This is a genomic window from Paenibacillus sp. FSL R5-0527 (assembly GCF_038008055.1).
Classification (GTDB): domain Bacteria; phylum Bacillota; class Bacilli; order Paenibacillales; family Paenibacillaceae; genus Fontibacillus; species Fontibacillus macerans.
In genome coordinates, this window is the sequence record NZ_JBBOYI010000001.1 from 2,119,851 (window position 1) to 2,137,226 (window position 17,376).

Sequence of the window (17,376 nt, forward strand, 5' to 3'; positions counted from 1 at the left end):
TGGCGGCCGTCTGTTTTTTTCGCTTATTTTGCATTATTAATCATAAGACATCATAAGTTGAGTCTCGATTCGTAATTTGATGAAGGACGTAAAGAAAAAGATGACTTCGGCGGTTACCGAGGCCATCTTTTTTGCGTTCGTAAATTCCCTGATATCAACTGCCCAACTGCGACTTCACCTGTTGAATTTCCTGGTTGTCGGCCATCATGGCCGGTTGGTAAAAGCCTTTGGATTGGGCGAGCTGAAACAGCTCGTATTGCGATGCTTCACAGTTGTTTCTGATCTGCTGAATCGTGGCTCTCAGCTGGGGATTGGCGCATTCCGAGATTACGTTGGTATAGGTCGTCAAACTGCTTTTGACCATGGAAAGCGCATCGTTGACCATTTCTTTGTCCTGCATCATGTTGACCTGCCTCCTCCCTATTTCAAAAATGACATCAGCTGCTGTTTGGTGTTTAACGCGGCCTGGGCCGATTTCTCAAAATAAGCTTTCACCTGCGGATCGGTGCATTGCTGCGCGTAGGTCAGCATCTTTTGGTTTTCCGTCTCGTGGGCGCCGATCAGATGCCGCAGGTTTTGCAGCTCCACTTGATTGATTTGGGCCATCCTCTCGCTCCTTTCATTGGTACTCACTGGTTATTGTCTTCCGATTGCGGACAAATATGCGGGCAGCCGCGTTTTCCCGCTCCAGGAAAGGGCGAATGATGAATGAATTGTGACGGCTCGCGTTCGAAACTATGGCCTGGACCGAATCAACTGCAAAAATGCATTCCATTGTCTATAAATTTCCGCGTCAGTTCCCGGTCAGTTCCCGGACTTGCCATCCTCAAATGCTGCTGTTCTAATCTCCAACATTTTGCTAACCCGTGTCCTAAGTCATAGATATTATGAAAATAGTCACTGAAATTTTAGAAGTAATTGTTAAAATTTAGTAGTCTCGCTTATAACTTTGGACTCAACCTTATAATCAATGCTTGACAGTTAAGCCGGCAACCAATCGTGGCAAGAAGTGCCGGAAGGGCGTTGAAGGCTTGAGGACAGGGAAGGCTGGTGGGGTGGTCGGCAGATCAACATCCGCTGTCCGGACGCTTTGCACGATTATCCCATTTGGTCAGGAAGCAGAGAAGAAGATAAATTCAAGAGAAGGAGGTATATTCGGGAGAAGAAGATCACCTGAACCGCCTCATTTTTTCCTTTTCTCATTTTTTCTTTATCCCTTATACAAGCCCCCCCTTGCCCCTGAACGAAAGGGATAATCGTGCAAGGCAACATGCAGGGACACCAGGACACGAACGCTGTATATAGACAGCCATCTCAGTCCGGCATCCTGGAATCCATGGAGCCAAAGTCACAATATTCGTCAAGCACTGATCTCGGTTTTGAGCCTAACTTTGTTGTGTAAATCATCGTAAAAAGGTGGCGAACTTTATGATCGGGCCAGTCAAGCCAAGCGAAACAGCTAGGCCAAACAACCCAGACAACCCAATCTACCCGGACAACCCAAACTACCCAGGCAACTTAAACAAGCCGTTGCATTCCTCCGGACGGATCGGATTTTTTAGATCGTTAACCGGAAAAATACTTGCCGTCCTGCTATCGTTGATAGCGGTTTGCGCCGTGTCCTTTGCGCTGGTCTCGCACACGGAGATTCAAAGATCGATGACCGGCCAAATGAAAAGCGACGGGACGACTCTTGTGGCCAACATCAAGCGGGAAATCGTCAAGGATGAGCTGCTGAATTTGCAGGAATTGCAGCGGGTGTTCCAGACGATCCAACAGGACAGCGGCGGCAATATCGTCTACATTTCGCTTGCTGATGCTAAGGGGCAGGTGATCGTTTCGGACAGCAGCCTGCGCACGGAGGGGGAAGGCGCTGAAGCGGATGCTGTCTCTTCGGCTTCGGCGGCCAACACCGGCAGCGATCTGTCGGCGGTCGTTGAGCGGCAGGAAACGCAGGGCCGCATTTTGGAAACGGCCGGCGGAGAGAAAGTGTACAATATTTCCACGGATTTTACGTACAGCCCGGAGCTTTCGGGGGCATTAAACGTGGGGATATCGCTGAAAAGCATGTACGGCCAAATCCGCGAGGCGCAGCTTGAAACGCTTGTGCTTTCGCTGCTCATTTTCGTTTTGGCGGCGGGCATCGGGCTGGTCCTGGCGCGGAAAATGATCCGGCCGATCGCCATGATGTCGGAGCGGATCAAAAGCTTTGCCGAAGGGGACTTCACCGCCGAATTAACCCACCGCGGCAAAGATGAGATCGGGGCGATGGCCGGCGATCTGGCTCATATGCGGCAAACGCTGGGCGGAATGGTCGAAACGATTCAGAAGAACGCGGACCAGGTGTTCGCAAGTTCCCGGGAACTTGCCGCCATGATCGATGAAACCTCCCATGCGAGCGGGGAAATCTCCAAAGCCGCGGATGAGCTGGCGGCCGGTTCCGGCGGCTTGGCGGCGAATTCACAGGCCGGGCTGGACCGGCTTAACCGGCTGGCGGCGGAAATCATGGCGCTGACCGAACGTGCGGACCGGATGAAAGCGAGCATTGAACAGACGCGGGAAGCCAACCAGGCCAGCATGAACAGCATGGAGCAGCTCCAGCGGGCCATCCGCGAAAATGCGGAGGCCACCTTGAAAATCGAAGAACAGGTGAACGCGCTCAGCGTCAAATCGGAAGCGATTACGGAGGTTGCGGCGGTGATCAAAGCGGTGGCCGGGCAAACGAATTTGCTCGCCTTGAACGCCATGATTGAAAGCGCCAGAGCGGGCGAACAAGGGCGCGGCTTTGCCGTCGTCGCCGAGCAGATCCGGGTTTTGTCGGAGCAGACGAGAGGGTCGGTTCAAGGGATCGAGGACATGGTCCGGGAAGTCGGCGCGGCCGTGGCCGACGCCAAAAGCTACATGCGGCAGGGAGCCGAAGTTATCAACCGGACGAACGCCGCGTCCTTGGAAACCGGGGAAGCTTTCAACATGATAGATCGCACGGTACAGCTGGTTACCGAGGAAATCGAAGTATTAATCAGCGGCATTGCCCAGGTTAACGAAGATAAAAACGAAGTGATCGAGACGATCGAAAGCATGGCGTCGATTGCCCAGGAGGCCACGGCGTCCACAGAGGAAATTTCCGCCTCCACGCAGCAGCAGCTCGCCAATATGGAGCAGGTATCGGCCTCCGCCAAAGAGCTGGAGTCCATCGCGGATCAACTCGGCAAATCGGTGGAACGATTCAAATTTTAATTGGAGCATCCGTTCCCTAAGACTTATAATTATGGACAAGTGTGTTTCATGTGTGTTTATTGAAAGGTGGGGGGAATAGGGTGAAGGGGAATCATTGGGTTTCGGCGTTGTATGAAGCGGCCGTGACGGGCGGAGAGCCGCGCAATATGGAGGAGGGCGGCGCCATCGGGGAAGTGCGCTGGTTTTCGCTGGACCGGCTTTCCGGCAATTTGGCCCGGTTTACCGTGCCGGCGATCGCTCAATTGCAAAAGCGGAGCGAGAAGCTCTGACCTTGCTTTGGCGGAAAAAACAAAAACGGATGCTTCCCTCTACGGGGGCATCCGTTTTGCCGATTTGCTTTCAATATATTGCCGGATCAGCCCTTACCTATGGCGGCAAGTTTTACGGCAGCACGTTGCCCGCCGCGCGGTAAATTTCGTACCATTCCTCGCGGGTCAGGTGAATGTCGGCCGCTTTGCAGCAGTCTTTGAGCCGCCGGGTGTTCATCGTGCCGGTCACCGGCTGCATCCGCGCCGGATGGCGAAGCAGCCAGGCGATCGCGATGGTCGTGTTGGTTACGCCGTATTTGCCGGCGATTTCGTCGATTTTTTGATTGAGCTCGGGGAATTTATCGCTTCCCAGGAACACGCCTTCGAAAAATCCGTATTGGAACGGCGACCACGGCTGAATCGTAATGTCGTGCAGCCGGCAGAAATCGAGCACGCTGCCGTCGCGGTTCACGGCCGCATCGTTTTCCATGTTGACGTTGATGCCGCTCGAAATCATCGTGGCGTTGGTGATGCTGAGCTGCAGCTGGTTGGCCACGAGCGGTTGTTTGACGTGTTTTTTCAGCAGCTGGATCTGCATCGGGTTCTGGTTGGAAACGCCGAAATGGCGCACCTTGCCGGAGCTTTCGAGCAGCTCGAACGCCTCGGCGACTTCTTCGGGTTCAACCAGCGCATCGGGGCGGTGCAGCAGCAGCACGTCGAGATAATCGGTTTTCAGCCGCTTCAGGCTGCCGTCGACGGAGGCCAAAATATGCTCCTTGGAAAAGTCGAAGCTTCCTTGGCGAATGCCGCATTTCGACTGCAGGATGATCTTTTCCCGGACATCGCTCGTCATATGGATGGCTTCGGCGAAAATTTCTTCGCAGGCTCCGCCGCCGTAAATATCGGCGTGATCGAAAAAGTTGGCCCCTTCCTCCAGCGCGGTTTGCACAAAACGTTCTGCCGCGGGTTTGTCCAAAGAATTTATGCGCATGCAGCCGACGGCCACGACCGGCACTTCCAGCGAGCTTGTTCCAAGCTTGATCGTTCTCATTCTTTCGTGATTCCTCCTTAAGCGGATTAGGTGCCGGGCTGCCCGGTTTTGATTATATGTAAGCGATACCAGGATATCGTGCCAAACAAGCCCGGCCCTCCATTATTTTGGCACAGGGAACCTGCGGTTTTCAAGGCCGGCCGCAAATTTAACTTATTGTGAATCCGGACAAGGCTAGTATAATGGTACTGTGAAAAAGAAAGCAGGGTTGGTTGTGCAGGCGCACGAAAAAAATACGCGGTAAAGGAATGCAAGTGATGATGAAACCAATCGACAGGGAGAAAGTGGAGAAGGAGCTCCGGGCTTTTGCGGGCGCGGAAGCGTATGTGCATAGCGAGGCGACTTCCTATATGTTCGCACGCAATTTCAAAGTGAGCGTGACGGAAGCTTTTATCGCCGGGGAAGGTCCTTACCGGGCCGCGCTGCGGTTTGACGGGCACGGCTGGCTGCGCATGGAGGAGCTCACCCATTATGAAGCGGACGAGCAGGGGCGCCTTTTGCTGGCGGGCTATGACGAGCGGGGGCGGATGAACGTCGCCCTGCATCTTGGAAAGGAGCCGTTTCCGGAATGAACAAAACGAATGTGACAGAACAGCGGACGCGCAAACTGTTGGCCGTCTTCGCCCACCCGGACGACGAGAGCTTTATTTGCGGAGCGACCTTGGCCAAATACGCCCATGAGGGCGTGGAGATCACATTGGTCAGCGCCACGCGGGGCGAAATGGGACGGCGCATGGGCAATCCTCCGTATTTGAACCGCGAGACGATGGGGGCGGCCCGGGAGCAAGAGCTGCGGAACGCGTGCGCCAGCCTCGGCATCCGCGATTTGCGGTTTTTGGATATTCGCGACAAAACGGTCGAGTTTATCGACGAGGAGCTGTTGATCGGCCGCATCGCCGGATTGATGGAGGAGATTGAGCCGGACGTCGTGCTTACTTTTCACGAGCGCCTCGGCGGGCATCCCGACCACTGCGCCATCGGCAAGGCAACGACGGCGGCCTTCCGGCGGCTCGGCGAGCGGGGGGCGCTGTATTTCATTTCTTTCGGCGACGCCATGGAGCGGCCGGAGGTTTTTGGCTACACCCGCGGCGATATCGTAAAAGTCGACGTGCAAAACCACCTGCCGGCCAAGCTGGCCGCGTTCCGGGACCATCGGTGCCAGTCGGAGATCGAGGCTTGGGTTTGGCAGCCGGACAAAGAGGCGCTTAAACGGTTGGGGCGGTATGAATATTTTATCAGAGGGAACCGCCGGGGGGCGTCCGGGAGTGCCGGGAGTGCAGCGGAAACGGCGAAGGCGGACGATTTGTTCGTTTCCTGATCTGATCGGACACACAAAAAACGCATTGTCCAGGGCCGCGACAGTGCGTTTTTTTGTGTTTTTTTAGTTCTATTTTAGTGGCTGGTCAAGGCCGGAAACATAAGGGCAAAAAATGTCTTTATTCCAGCGATATCCGTCCGTTTGAGAGAAATAGAGGCCATTTATGCCGCTATTTTGCCCCGTCGCCAGGAAATGCCGGCGTTCCGGGCCATACATCGGAAAATAAGTGCAAAAAATGCCGTTAATTGGGAACGGACAGGCTCGGCTCCGGATAATAAGTACATAAAGTGCCGCTATTTTGACGGCAGACGGTTCCTCATCCCGGCAACTGGCCGTCAAGCGCTGATTTCTTACGTCCGGGCGGCCCCGTTTTCGCTTCCCGGCAAAACTACCTCGTGAACGACTGGATAAACACGGCCATTTCCTTGCTGGCCTGGTTCAGGCGGTCGATCACTTCGCTGAATTCATTGACGAGCTCCGCCTGAACATTGGAGGAGGCGGCGATCGCTTGAATTTCCCTTTCCATCTGTTCGATGGAGCGCTGTACGGTGACCAGCGATTTCTCGATGTTCTGCGTCGCTTCTTTGGAATGAACGGACAGCTTGCGGACTTCGTTTGCCACCACGCCGAAGCCGGCTCCGAGCTCTCCCACGCGAGCGGCCTCGATGGCGGCGTTCAGGCCCAGCAGATTCGTTTGGTCGGAGATTTCGCGGATAAAACCGGCCACCTTGCCTACCTGTTCCGAATCTTCTACCGTCTTGCGGGTGTTCTCGAGAATTTGCTCGGTCGTCGCGGACAGTTCCTCCGAATGGGCCGCCACGTTCTGAACCATATCGACCAAGTGGCCGGTGATCCCGTTCACTTCCTCCATCAACGCCTCCAGCTTTTGTTCGTTTTCCAGCGTGTATGCGATGGCAAAGGCCCCGACGACTTCTTGATCCGGACCGTAAACGGGCACGCCCGCCGAAATGACCGGGTTGCCGTAAATTTCCGCGGGAAGCCGGTTGATCGTTCTTTGCCCGGCCAAGGCATTCTTCAAAGTGGGATCTTCGGGAGGAACTGGGCTTCCTTTAACCAAACCGAAATCCAGCGTCCGGCTGGGAGCGTAATAGTGAAAAATCTCCCGGTCCGTAATGCCGATCATAATATCCTGGGAATGAATTTGCTTGAAATAAGGTGCAGCTTGTACCAGTGCAGCAATAATATCCATGTATGTCCTCGTCCTCCCCTTTATAAATGCGTATAAGAAAATATCGGCAGTTGATGATTTTTTTTAAGATAAAAGAATTTAAAATTTTGTTGACTTCCTAGCTTGCAAGACGATAGTAGAATCGTAGGTGACGATGAATATAAGCCATGCGGAAAGCCTGGAGATCAGGCTATAGCAGCGGGTTCCGGGCTTTCTTTGTGGGCTCAACTTAGAAATCGGCGCTTGACATCCGGTGATTGGAACGACGAAGACCATCGGCCTTCAAAATAGCGGAACTTAATGTTCTTATTTTCCGAAGCCAAACATGTTTATCCCCATTAGCGGATTTTTTTGTTCTTATTTTCCATTGAAGGGTTCAAAATGCGGGCATTTCCTTGTGATTCGAGAAAATAGCGACATATATGGCCTCTATTTCTCGCAAACGGATAGGTATCGCCGGAATAGCGACATTTTTTGCCCTTATGTTTTTCGCGGGGCTGTTATTGCAAATGACTTTTTTTCCCTGAAATAAAATGGGAATTTATTATAATTTCCAAAATAAATATTATATGTCAACTTGTTTCATCTTCTAGAAAACTACATATAGAGAGGGAGAGTGAGAGTTTGAGCAAGAGAGTTGCCGGAGGGCTATTAAGCTTCCTGCTGGCGTTTTCGCTGCTGCTGCCGCTGGCGGGGGCTGAAGGAGACGCCCGGCAGGGGGCGGAAGAAGGGAAGGGCGCCGTTTCCAAGCTGAATCCCGCCGCCCCCGAAGTGCTCGATGCGGTCAAGGCGAAGGAGCTTCGGCTGCAGAGCAAGAAAGGGCCGGCCGGCGCGAAGTCGGCAAAAACCCCGCTGCTCGGCGCTGGATTGCAGTTGGAGCGGCAGGACGCCGCCCCGGATTCCGCCGCGGTGGAACCGCAAAGCTTTGTGCCTCTATCGGATGGCACGGAGCGGATTTCCGTCATCGTAGAATTGCGGGAAGCTCCGGTCAAAGTGTTCGAAGCGGCCGGAAGCAAGCTGCGCAGCAGCAAGTCGTTGTCCACGCATAAGCAAACGGTGAATTTGGAGCAGCAAACGTTCAAAAAGCAGGCGATCAGCAAATTGAACGCAAAATTCAAGCGCTCTTATTCAGGAATTTTCAACGGTTTTTCTTTAACGATCGCCGCCAATCAAGTGGAAAATTTGCTTAAGCTTCCCGGGGTCAAAGCGGTGTACCCGAACAACGAGGTGTACGCCACCGCCGAAGAAGAGGCCCCGTCCGCTCCTTTGGGCAGCGTTCCGTTTATCGGCAGCGAAGTTTTTTGGGAGCAAGGGATCAAAGGCCGGGGGATCAAGGTTGGGGTCATCGACACCGGCGTGGCCAAGGATCATCCCGATCTGGCGGCCGCCGTTCCCGACGGCGATTGGGGATACGATTTCGTGAATGAGGATAACGAGCCGTACGAAACGACCAAGGAAGATTACGAGAAAGCGCGGGAAAATGATCCGGCGCTTCCGGAGGTAAACGAGGACGGCAAACCGTTTTGGACCTCGCACGGAACCCACGTGTCCGGGATCGTGGCCGGGCGCGGCACGGGCGCGGATAGCCAAGCGGGGATCGAAGGCGTCGCACCGGAAGCGGAAATCCATGCGTACAAGGTGCTGGGGCCGTATGGCAGCGGTACGACGGAGAACGTGATCGCCGGGATCGAACGGGCGGTGGCGGATGGGATGGACGTCATCAACTTGTCGCTCGGCTCGGATTCCAACAACGAGCGGTCGGCGGATTCCGTAGCCGTCAACAATGCGATGAAGGCTGGTGTCATCGCGGTCGTATCCAGCGGCAACTCCGGTCCCGAAGAGGCCACGGTAGGGGACCCGGGCAGCGCGGAACTGGCGATTACGGTTGGCGCTTCCAAACCTCCGCTGGATACGCCGGTTATGGAAATTGCCGGGCTGGAAGGCGATCCGTTTTATATGGACACGTTCGATAAATCGGCAGGCCTGGAAAACCTGACCGAGTCCTATCCGCTCGGCGATGCCGGGTTAGGCAGACCAGGCGATTTCGAGGGCAGGGATTGGAGCGGAAAAGTCGCTTTTATTAAACGCGGGGAGATTCCCTTTGCGGAAAAAGCGTTGAACGCGCAAGCCTCCGGAGCCCTTGCCGCGATTATCTACAACAACCTGCCGGAAGCGCTGGAAAGCGGCACTCTGGGTGACGCCGACGTGACGATCCCGGTATACGCGTTGTCCGGGGCGGACGGAGAGCGAATCATAGCTGCGCTGGATCGGCAGGAGCTTGCGGCTAAATTTGGCTCAACGGTCGAACAGGACATTATGGCCGCTTTCAGCTCGCGGGGGCCGTCCAAACCTTCTTATGACATCAAGCCGGATATTTCCGCGCCGGGGGTCGCCATCCGTTCCAGCGTGCCGGATTATGAAGGCTGGTATGAAGCGCAAAACGGCACGAGCATGGCCGCCCCGCATATCGCGGGAGCCGCGGCGCTGCTTAAGCAGCATTATCCCGAGCTTGGGCCTTATGAAATCAAAGCGCTGCTGATGAATAATGCGCTTAAGTTGTCCGACCGCAGCGGCAGCCGCTACTCGCATATGGATCAGGGGGCCGGGCGTGTCAGCCTGGATCAAGTTGCCGAAGCGAAGGCGGTGGCGCTGGCCGGGGACACGACCGATTCCGTTGACGGCAACGAGCCTACGCCGTATTATACGGGCAGCCTCTCGTTCGGTTATGTCGGATACGGGTCAGCGGTGCAGCGTGAGGTCATCGTTAAAGATATCGCCGGGGAAGCGTCGGACTATTCTATTGAATCCGTTTGGTATGGCGGCGGTTCTCCCGTAACTTTGACCTTGTCCGAAACCCGGGCCGAGGTTGCGGCGGGCGGGGAAACCTCGTTCACCGTAGCGGTGGAAGCGCCGGAGGAAGCCGCTAGCCAGCGTTATGAAGGCGAGCTGATCCTGACGGAATCTTCGAGCGGACACGTTATCCATATACCGGTTTCGGTTTATGTCGGTGAAGCCCCGCAGGCGGATGCCGTCACGGATCTCGCATTAACTCCGAATCCGTTCTCGCCGAATGGGGACGGCAGGTTCGATACGGCGGACATCACGTTTACGGTCAATGAATATACCGAGTATTTTTCCCTGGATGTTTTCGCCTTGGACGGCAGTTGGCTCGGTTCGTTGATTGAAGTTGAAGACGACGTTTCTCCGGACAGCTACGCTCTTCGCGGCTGGGACGGCGTGGATCTCCCGGATGGCGGTTACCTGTTGGAGCCTTGGGTCGGCACCAGCCTGGCGGATGCCGTGCCTTTAGAGAATCAGTTCGAGGTGTTTATCGTGGACAGAAAGGCTCCGGTATCGCAGTTAAGCGACCCAGCCATTAAGGTAGACGCGGCCAGCCTTCGAGGGACGATCTCCGGTCAGGTCACGGAAGATCTGCTGATCGATTTGCTGGTTTCCGAGGCCGGGGCGGCGGTAAGCGATGTGATTGGCGTGGCCGCCTTGTTTGACGGCAACGGGGACGGCGAGCGGGAACAGATGGATGGGACCATTGACGACACGGGCCATTTCACCATTGAGGTCCCGATTGCACCAGGGGACAATACGTATGAAATTTACGTATACGACTTGGCGGGTAACGGTTTGGTAACTCCGGCCCACGTGGTTAATTATACGCTTTCGGGTTACGTCACTCCTTTTGTCGAGCCTTCCCGGGTACAGCGGAATGACCCGTTTAAGCTGGATGTGCTGTTTTCGGTTACGGAGGCCGTATACGCCGCCAAATTCGATTTGTTGTACAGCAGTGAGTTGGAACAGGTCAGCGTTGCGCCAAGCCCTGAGCTTAGCGCGCGCCAGGCGGCGCAAAACCCGGATCGCCCGCTGACGGTGTCTAAGGCGGTTTATGAACTGGATGATGGCCAGACCCGGTTTGAATTTATGGAGAGCTTGCATGACGCACAAGGGTATGCCGGCGATGGCTCTTTGGCTACTTTTACGTTTCAGGGGGCTCCTGCCGGGCAATATACTTTCCAGGTAGCTAACCTGGCATTGTACGATCAGAACGGGAACGAAATTCCGGCGGGATTGGTCTCCGACACTCAAGTGACGGTTGAAGAGCGGGCCGAACTGCATGTAACGCCGCAAAGCTTATCCCTTGAAGAAGGGAAAAACGGCCGGTTGACCGTCGCTTACAAGGACACCGCCGGAACGGTCACAGACGTGACTTATGCGGTTTACTATGGGCCGGAGGAGCCGCAAATTATAACCGTGTCGAAAGGGACGGTGACCGCGCATAAACCCGGCAAAACCAAGATCAAGGTTACTTATGAAGGTTTGACGGCGACCGTAGGCGTTACTGTTACCGAAGCATCCTCGGGCACGGGTGGCGGCGGCGGAAAGAACGGTGACGGAAAGAACAGCGACGGAAAGAACAGCGGCAGAATAATAATGCAAAACCAGCAAGAACAGCAAAAGCAATCGCCTCCCAGCCAAGCGGTAAAAGAAGCGATCAAAGCGAATGAGCCAACGGTTATCACTTTGCCGAACGGCTTTACGCTTACGATTCCGGCCGGGGCCATCCCATCGCCGGAGGCGGCTTTTGTGCAGGTGGCGCCCGCTTCCGAATCCGACGCGACCACGTTGATCGAGGGGCTGAAGCTTGGCGCGGAGCTGAAACCGTTTGGGGTTTATTACGACTTAGCCCTTTTGGATAAAGACGGGAAGCCGATCGAGAACGTGGTTTTCCGCAAGCCTGCCGAGGCTTCGATTCCTCTAAGCGTCCTGAACGCGGGAGGCGTGAACGGAGAAAAGCTCGGCCTGTTTAAGCTCGGCGGCCAAGGCGTACTTGAACAGCATGCAGGGCGGCTTGTTAATGATAGAGTGGTGGCTCATTTGAACGGCTTTGGCCGTTACATGTTTATGGCCAGAGAAATTTCGTTTGCCGACGTAACCGAGGCGGGTTATCCATGGGCGGTGAACGAAATTGAGGTTTTGGCGGCCCAAAACATCGTAACCGGGAGGAGCGCCAACGCGTTTGCTCCGGGTTCCAAAGTCACCCGCGCCGAATTCGTCTCGCTGCTGGTTCGGGCGCTGGAGCTGGAAGCGGATGAGGGCGCGGCCGGAAAAGCCAATTTCAGCGACGTCCCGGCGGACAGCTGGTTTGCGGATACGTTGGGCATCGCCGCCGCCAAAGGGCTTATTACCGGCTATGAAAACGGCGCCTTTGGGCCAAACCGGCAGATTACCCGCGCCGAAATGGCCGTTATTTTGTCCAAGGCGCTGGCTCACCTGGACCTGGGGACGGCAGGAACGGCTGCGGCACCTTCCGGCTTCACCGATCAGGCGCAAATTCCGGGCTGGGCGAAGGAGTCGGTTGGCCTCGCCGCCAAGCTTGGCGTGATGAAGGGCAAATCGGCCGGCAAGTTTGACGCGCAGCAAGGGGCCACCCGCGCTGAAGCGGCTGTCGTGATCTACCGCATTTTCACTCAGTATAGGAAGTAAAGTTTTATTCCACCTTGTCCGTTCATATACATGCCTTAGAAGGAGCGTGAGCAGGTTGGATAAAAAAGTGAAGCGGTATTATCAATTAAAGCAGCAGCAAAAAGAGGCGGAGCTGGAAATGGCCGAACTGCGCAGCGAAATTTTGAAGCATTGTCTCGAGCAGGGAGCTGACGAGCTGGAAATCGGGAACTACCGGGTGAAGACGGTTATTCAGGAACGGAAGGAATATGACGACCAAAAGCTGTACGAAGCGCTCCCCGACCCTGAGGTATGGCGTTTGATTTCCAAAGCGGATGCGCAAAAGGTGGCGGGATTGATTAAGCTGAACGTCATTCCCGAGGAGCGGCTCAAAGACACTTACGCGACGAAACGCATCACTTTGCTGCAGGTGGAGAAGAAGTGAACGCCTTAAACATACTTAGCGGTCATGACTGCACAGGAGCATGCTTAACATTTTGACCTGAAGGTCCCGCTTGGCCCAAGCGGGGCTTTTTTTTGTGAAAACATCCCTTGTCCGCCAGGCTGCCGCAACGTTACAATGACACATAAAAAGCGATGTCCGCATGTTTACGCATCAAAATGCGGGTTCATTTCAGGAGGGAAACCGATGATTCTGCTTGACGTCCGGGATTACAAGAAAGCCGAGAAGCCTTTGCGGGAAGTGGGTTTTAACACATTATTTGCGGAGTCCGTGATTCACGGGAATACGCCGGGGCAAGTTTACGCCGACGACGAGGCAAACCCAAGCGTGTTTTATGTCGTCCACCCTTACGGGATGTCCTTGTTGTTTGGCGCTGCGGACAAGCCCGGCTTTAACCAGTGGCTGCAGCAATATTTACTGGACAAAGCCCGAGCGCGCAGCGGCCACGAATGGCTGCAGGCCTACCCGGCCGACTGGAACGGGCGGATTCGTCAAATGCTCGGCTCGGAGTTGGTGGTGAGGAGTACGGAGCTGCAGGAAGAAATCGCAGCTGCATCCCCTAAGGCAGTCGAGTATACACGGGTTAACTTTCGTTTTGAGCGGGACAAATACCGGATTGCCGCGAAGCCGGCAAATTTGGCGGGCTGCGAGATCGTCAGAACGACGAAGGAGATGTTCCTTGCCGCTCCGGGGGCGGTTGTGCCGCGTTTTTTCTGGAAGGATGAAGTTGAGTTTGAGCGAATGGGGGTTGGATTCAGCCTAATTTGCGAGGGGGAAATCGCCGCTACGGCGTTCTCTGCGTTCATCACCGAAAAAGAGCTGGAAATCGGCATAGAGACTGCTGAAAAATACCGCGGAAGAGGTTTTGCGGCCGCCGTATGCTCGGCGCTGATCGATTACTGCCTGCGGCAAGGCCTGAAGCCGGTCTGGTCCTGCCGCCGGGAAAATGAAGGCTCATACAGGCTGGCCCAGAAGCTGGGATTCGTGCCTTCGCTGATGATCCCTTATTATCGTTTGCCGGCCGGCGCCATGTAGTTGCTGATGCTAAACGCAAATTAGTTGACTAAGTCAAATTAAATGCTTTATGATGGGATTACTATTCTTTGGCTTTTTTAGGAGGTAACCCATGAATTCCGTCCATCACCCTATCATTCAGGCCGTCCGCAGGTTTAACCGGTTTTATACGAATATCCTCGGGCTGTTGGATCAGCATATGCTGAATAGCGATTTTTCGTTGTCGGAGGCCCGGGTGCTTTACGAAATCGGCAACACCCCAAACTGTACGGCCAAAATGCTGATCGAGCTGCTGAGTATTGACCCCGGTTATTTAAGCCGGATCATCAAACGCTTCGAAAAAATGGGCCTCGCCTACAGGGAGCAGTCCAAGGAGGACGGGCGGCTGTATTATCTGTTCCTGACCGAGCAGGGGAAGGAGACGTTGGCCCGGCTCAACGGGTTGTCCGACGGCCAAATCTATCAAATGATCAGCCGTCTGCCGGAGCAGGAGCAGCTGCAGCTCGCCCGGGGGATGCAATCGATTGAAGCGGCGCTGTCGGAGAAACCGGCGCTGACGGGGGAGGAAATCGTCATCCGCAGCGAGCTGCGGCCCGGGGACGCCGGCTACCTGGTCCATCTGCACGGTTGGATTTACCAGGAGCGCGGCTACAACCACCGGTTTGAAGGGTACGTGTGCAAAACGTTTCACGAGTTTTTTGAAAACTACAGCCCGGGCAAGGACCGGTTTTGGTTTGCGGAAGCGAACGGCAATATGGTGGGCGCGATCGCCATCGTCGAGCATTCGCCGGACCAAGCCCAGCTCCGCTGGTTTGTCGTGCATCCGCAGTACCGCGGGATCGGACTTGGGCGCAGGCTGCTGGACGAAGCGATGAACTATTGCCGGGAAAAAGGCTACCCGAAAGTCTTCCTGGAAACGACGGAGGACCAGCAGCAAGCGATCCGGATGTACACGCGGGCGGGCTTCGTCAAAGTCGCGGAGCATCCCAGCAACGACTGGGGCAAGCCTTTGGTTGAACTGACGTATGAGCTGACTCAGGGTAAATGAAAATGCGAAAGCCCCTGCCTTATTATAAGGCGGGGGCTTCTTGTATGGGGCAAGGCGGGGGGTTACGTGAGATAAGGCAGGGGGCTCCTCGCCTTACAAGTCAACCGGAGAGTTTCTCCGCGATCATTTTCGTCATGGCGTGTTGATGAGGGATGCCCGAAGAGTTACAGTCGAACACTATCTCCGCGCTGTCCCGGATCAGCCAGTCGTGGTAAAGGCCCAGCAGTTCGCCCGAACGCCAAAGGTAGGAGTGGGGTTCTTTTTCCGGGGGCGGCGCGATGAATGGCTTATGGACGAACACGTTAAATACGTGCAGACCGTTTGGATTCGTGAACAGTTTATAGTTGGCGAAAATGTCCTCCCGTTCCTCCGGCGGGATATAGTGCAATACGCCGCTGGAATGGAGAATGTCGAACCCGCTGTCCAGGCGGAAATCCCGGACATCAGGTCGTTTTTACAAATTATGGTTAATTTCGCGAGTATGAACTGCACTTTTGCATTTGATCGGCCATTTCGGGGCCATTTGGGTGAAAATCGCCTGCACTTTTGCATTTCATCTGCATATCGCGGATTTTGTGCGCCACTATTGCGTGGAACTTACCTGTCGTATCACACTCGCTGTTACTTCGCACTCGTCCCCGTCACGTTCGTGCCGCTCTTGACGACTTTGTACGCCACGATTTCGCCGCTCCAGAAATGGAACTTCAGCGTCACCTCGCCGTCGTTCACTTCACGCCAAAATTCCGGCTGCAGCTTGATGACGCCTGTTTCATAGTCGGGCACAAACGTATAGCCGAATTCCTTGAAAGAGGTCCAGTTTTGCGGACCGGCATTGCTGCCGTCGGCGTAAACCGCCTCCATCGTCGCCAGAAGATTGCCGTTAAACGCGGCCGGGACCGCAAACGCTCCGGTCGTTCCCGACGCGCCGCTCAGCACCGGCGTATCGTACACATACACTTTCAGCCGCCAATCCGGGCCGTAGCTGAAGCGGGCGGACAAAACCGCGTTCAGCCCCGGAGCGCCGCCGTCCGTCAGGCGGTCGAGCAGGCCGGATTTCAGCGTCAGTTCCCGGCCGCTTATCTCGTAATCCATCCCCTTTTTTAACCTTTGTCCGTCCGCAAACAAAACGGTGAGCTGGTTTCCGTTCAGATTGAGCGGGATTTTGGCGTCCTGAATTTTCCCGCCTTTTCTTAAGTACACCAGATCGGTTTCCGCCGTGGCGGGACGTTTTTTCCAGCTTGCTTTCATCATTTGGAACAGCTCGTCATCGGACCATTTATACGTGAGCCGGTTGAAATGCTGGCCGTTGTCCCACAGCATATGGGTGATCTTTTTCTGCTGGACATCATGGGTCAAAGCTTCGAAAAACTTCAATTTTTCGCCTTGCTCGATCACATGGGTGCCCTTGTCGAAGCCCAGCAGCCCGTACTCCCCAAGAATGACGGGAATGCCTTTAGCGACCAGGGTGTTGTGGACGTTGTCGAACGTCGTGACGATATCCTGCTGCGCATCCTTTTCGAACTTGTAGTACCCGGCGACATTCACGCTGAACGGCCAGAAGCCGTAATAATGAACGGTCGCGATCAGGTTCGGATCGTTTAACGTTTGAATCGTTTTGTACAGCTCATCCAAATCGTCCTGCGCCGGAGAAGATTCCCTCGTCGGCAGCACCAGCGGGCGCGTAGCGTTCAAGCCGCCGGAATCCCTGACGATCCGGTGAAAAGATACAAGCAGCTCCTTCAGCATCTCGTATTGCTTGGCCCGGTCGGTCGTTCCGCCGTCGGTAAAACGGGGCTCATTGATGCCTTCGAACATCAGCTTGGAGGAATGATTTTTGAAGCGCTCCGCGACCTGCGTCCACACCGCTTCGTAGCGGGCCAGCACTTCATCGTGGTTTTTCTCCATGTGGCTAATCCACATCCAGGAATCGTGATGGACGTTGATCATGACGTACAGCTTGGCTTCAAGCGCCCAATTCACCACTTCCTCCACCCGATCCAGATAGGCCGGTTCAATCGTATAGTCCGGCGCTTTTCCGATATGGCTATCCCAGGTAACCGGAATCCGGATGCTTTTGTAGCCTTGCGCGGCGATCTGTTGAATCAGCTCGCGGGTGATGCGGGGGTTGCCCCAGGACGTTTCGTCGGAACCCGTGGAATCCAGGGTATTGCCCAGGTTCCATCCCGGCTGCATGGCTTCGACATAGGCCTGCATGCTCTTTTTGGCTGAGCTCTGCGCCATGCTTTCCGGCACATCATCGGCCGCGGACACCACCGTGGAAAACAAGGTGATCAACAGGGCGGCGGCCATCGTGAGCGCCAAACCGGATTTTAATTTCTTTTTTCGCATAGTAA

13 protein-coding genes and 1 pseudogene are annotated in these 17,376 nt (G+C 55.0%); 8 read left to right on the top strand and 6 right to left on the bottom strand.

Features of this window, described 5'->3' with window-relative positions:
• Positions 1-154: 154 nt before the first annotated feature.
• Together NYE69_RS09365 and NYE69_RS09370 are read right to left on the bottom strand one after the other, a co-directional pair.
• Entirely contained in the window at positions 155-403 is a 249-nt protein-coding gene (locus NYE69_RS09365) for a spore coat protein (RefSeq protein WP_036625634.1), read from the bottom strand.
• 17 nt (positions 404-420) lie between these two features.
• On the bottom strand, positions 421-606 hold the full coding sequence (locus NYE69_RS09370; protein ID WP_036625631.1) for a hypothetical protein: 186 nt from the start codon (positions 604-606) through the stop codon (positions 421-423).
• Positions 607-1,659: 1,053 nt separating this feature from the next.
• Between NYE69_RS09370 and NYE69_RS09375 the strand changes: the two genes are divergently transcribed.
• On the top strand, positions 1,660-3,237 hold the full coding sequence (locus tag NYE69_RS09375) for a methyl-accepting chemotaxis protein (protein WP_340925937.1): 1,578 nt from the start codon (positions 1,660-1,662) through the stop codon (positions 3,235-3,237).
• 80 nt (positions 3,238-3,317) lie between these two features.
• Complete coding sequence (locus NYE69_RS09380) at positions 3,318-3,506, top strand: hypothetical protein (RefSeq protein ID WP_340925938.1); 189 nt, start codon at positions 3,318-3,320, stop codon at positions 3,504-3,506.
• A 112-nt stretch (positions 3,507-3,618) separates the two neighbouring features.
• Here the strand turns inward: NYE69_RS09380 and NYE69_RS09385 are convergent, their stop codons facing one another.
• Positions 3,619-4,536, bottom strand: a complete 918-nt coding sequence (locus tag NYE69_RS09385) for an aldo/keto reductase (protein WP_340925939.1) — start codon at positions 4,534-4,536, stop codon at positions 3,619-3,621.
• Positions 4,537-4,793: 257 nt separating this feature from the next.
• On the opposite strand from NYE69_RS09385, the gene NYE69_RS09390 reads away from it, so the two are divergent.
• A complete protein-coding gene (locus NYE69_RS09390) occupies positions 4,794-5,108 on the top strand; it encodes a DUF1806 family protein (protein ID WP_316560757.1) in 315 nt (104 codons plus the stop codon).
• On the top strand, positions 5,105-5,854 hold the full coding sequence (locus tag NYE69_RS09395) for a PIG-L family deacetylase (protein ID WP_316560756.1): 750 nt from the start codon (positions 5,105-5,107) through the stop codon (positions 5,852-5,854). The genes NYE69_RS09390 and NYE69_RS09395 overlap by 4 nt, the downstream gene beginning before the upstream one ends.
• A 388-nt stretch (positions 5,855-6,242) precedes the next feature.
• Here the strand turns inward: NYE69_RS09395 and NYE69_RS09400 are convergent, their stop codons facing one another.
• Positions 6,243-7,064 (bottom strand): methyl-accepting chemotaxis protein, encoded by an 822-nt coding sequence (locus NYE69_RS09400; RefSeq protein ID WP_316560755.1) that lies wholly within the window; start codon positions 7,062-7,064, stop codon positions 6,243-6,245.
• A 603-nt stretch (positions 7,065-7,667) separates the two neighbouring features.
• On the opposite strand from NYE69_RS09400, the gene NYE69_RS09405 reads away from it, so the two are divergent.
• The 4 genes from NYE69_RS09405 to NYE69_RS09420 all read left to right on the top strand — a co-directional run bounded on the left by NYE69_RS09405 (position 7,668) and on the right by NYE69_RS09420 (position 15,022).
• Positions 7,668-12,539, top strand: coding sequence for a S8 family serine peptidase (locus NYE69_RS09405; protein ID WP_340925940.1), 4,872 nt, complete (start codon positions 7,668-7,670; stop codon positions 12,537-12,539).
• 55 nt (positions 12,540-12,594) lie between these two features.
• A complete protein-coding gene (locus NYE69_RS09410; protein ID WP_340925941.1) occupies positions 12,595-12,942 on the top strand; it encodes a hypothetical protein in 348 nt (115 codons plus the stop codon).
• Between the two features lie 204 nt (positions 12,943-13,146).
• On the top strand, positions 13,147-13,995 hold the full coding sequence (locus tag NYE69_RS09415) for a GNAT family N-acetyltransferase (RefSeq protein WP_340925942.1): 849 nt from the start codon (positions 13,147-13,149) through the stop codon (positions 13,993-13,995).
• 91 nt (positions 13,996-14,086) lie between these two features.
• Positions 14,087-15,022, top strand: a complete 936-nt coding sequence (locus tag NYE69_RS09420; protein ID WP_340925943.1) for a bifunctional helix-turn-helix transcriptional regulator/GNAT family N-acetyltransferase — start codon at positions 14,087-14,089, stop codon at positions 15,020-15,022.
• A gap of 100 nt (positions 15,023-15,122) precedes the next feature.
• Here NYE69_RS09420 and NYE69_RS09425 read toward each other — a convergent pair.
• Together NYE69_RS09425 and NYE69_RS09430 are read right to left on the bottom strand one after the other, a co-directional pair.
• A pseudogene (locus NYE69_RS09425) lies at positions 15,123-15,461 on the bottom strand (XRE family transcriptional regulator); the annotation flags it as partial.
• 182 nt (positions 15,462-15,643) lie between these two features.
• Positions 15,644-17,371 carry a cellulase family glycosylhydrolase gene (locus NYE69_RS09430; RefSeq protein ID WP_340925945.1) on the bottom strand — a complete coding sequence of 576 codons (1,728 nt, stop codon included), beginning with the start codon at positions 17,369-17,371 and terminating at the stop codon, positions 15,644-15,646.
• Positions 17,372-17,376: the final 5 nt, after the last annotated feature.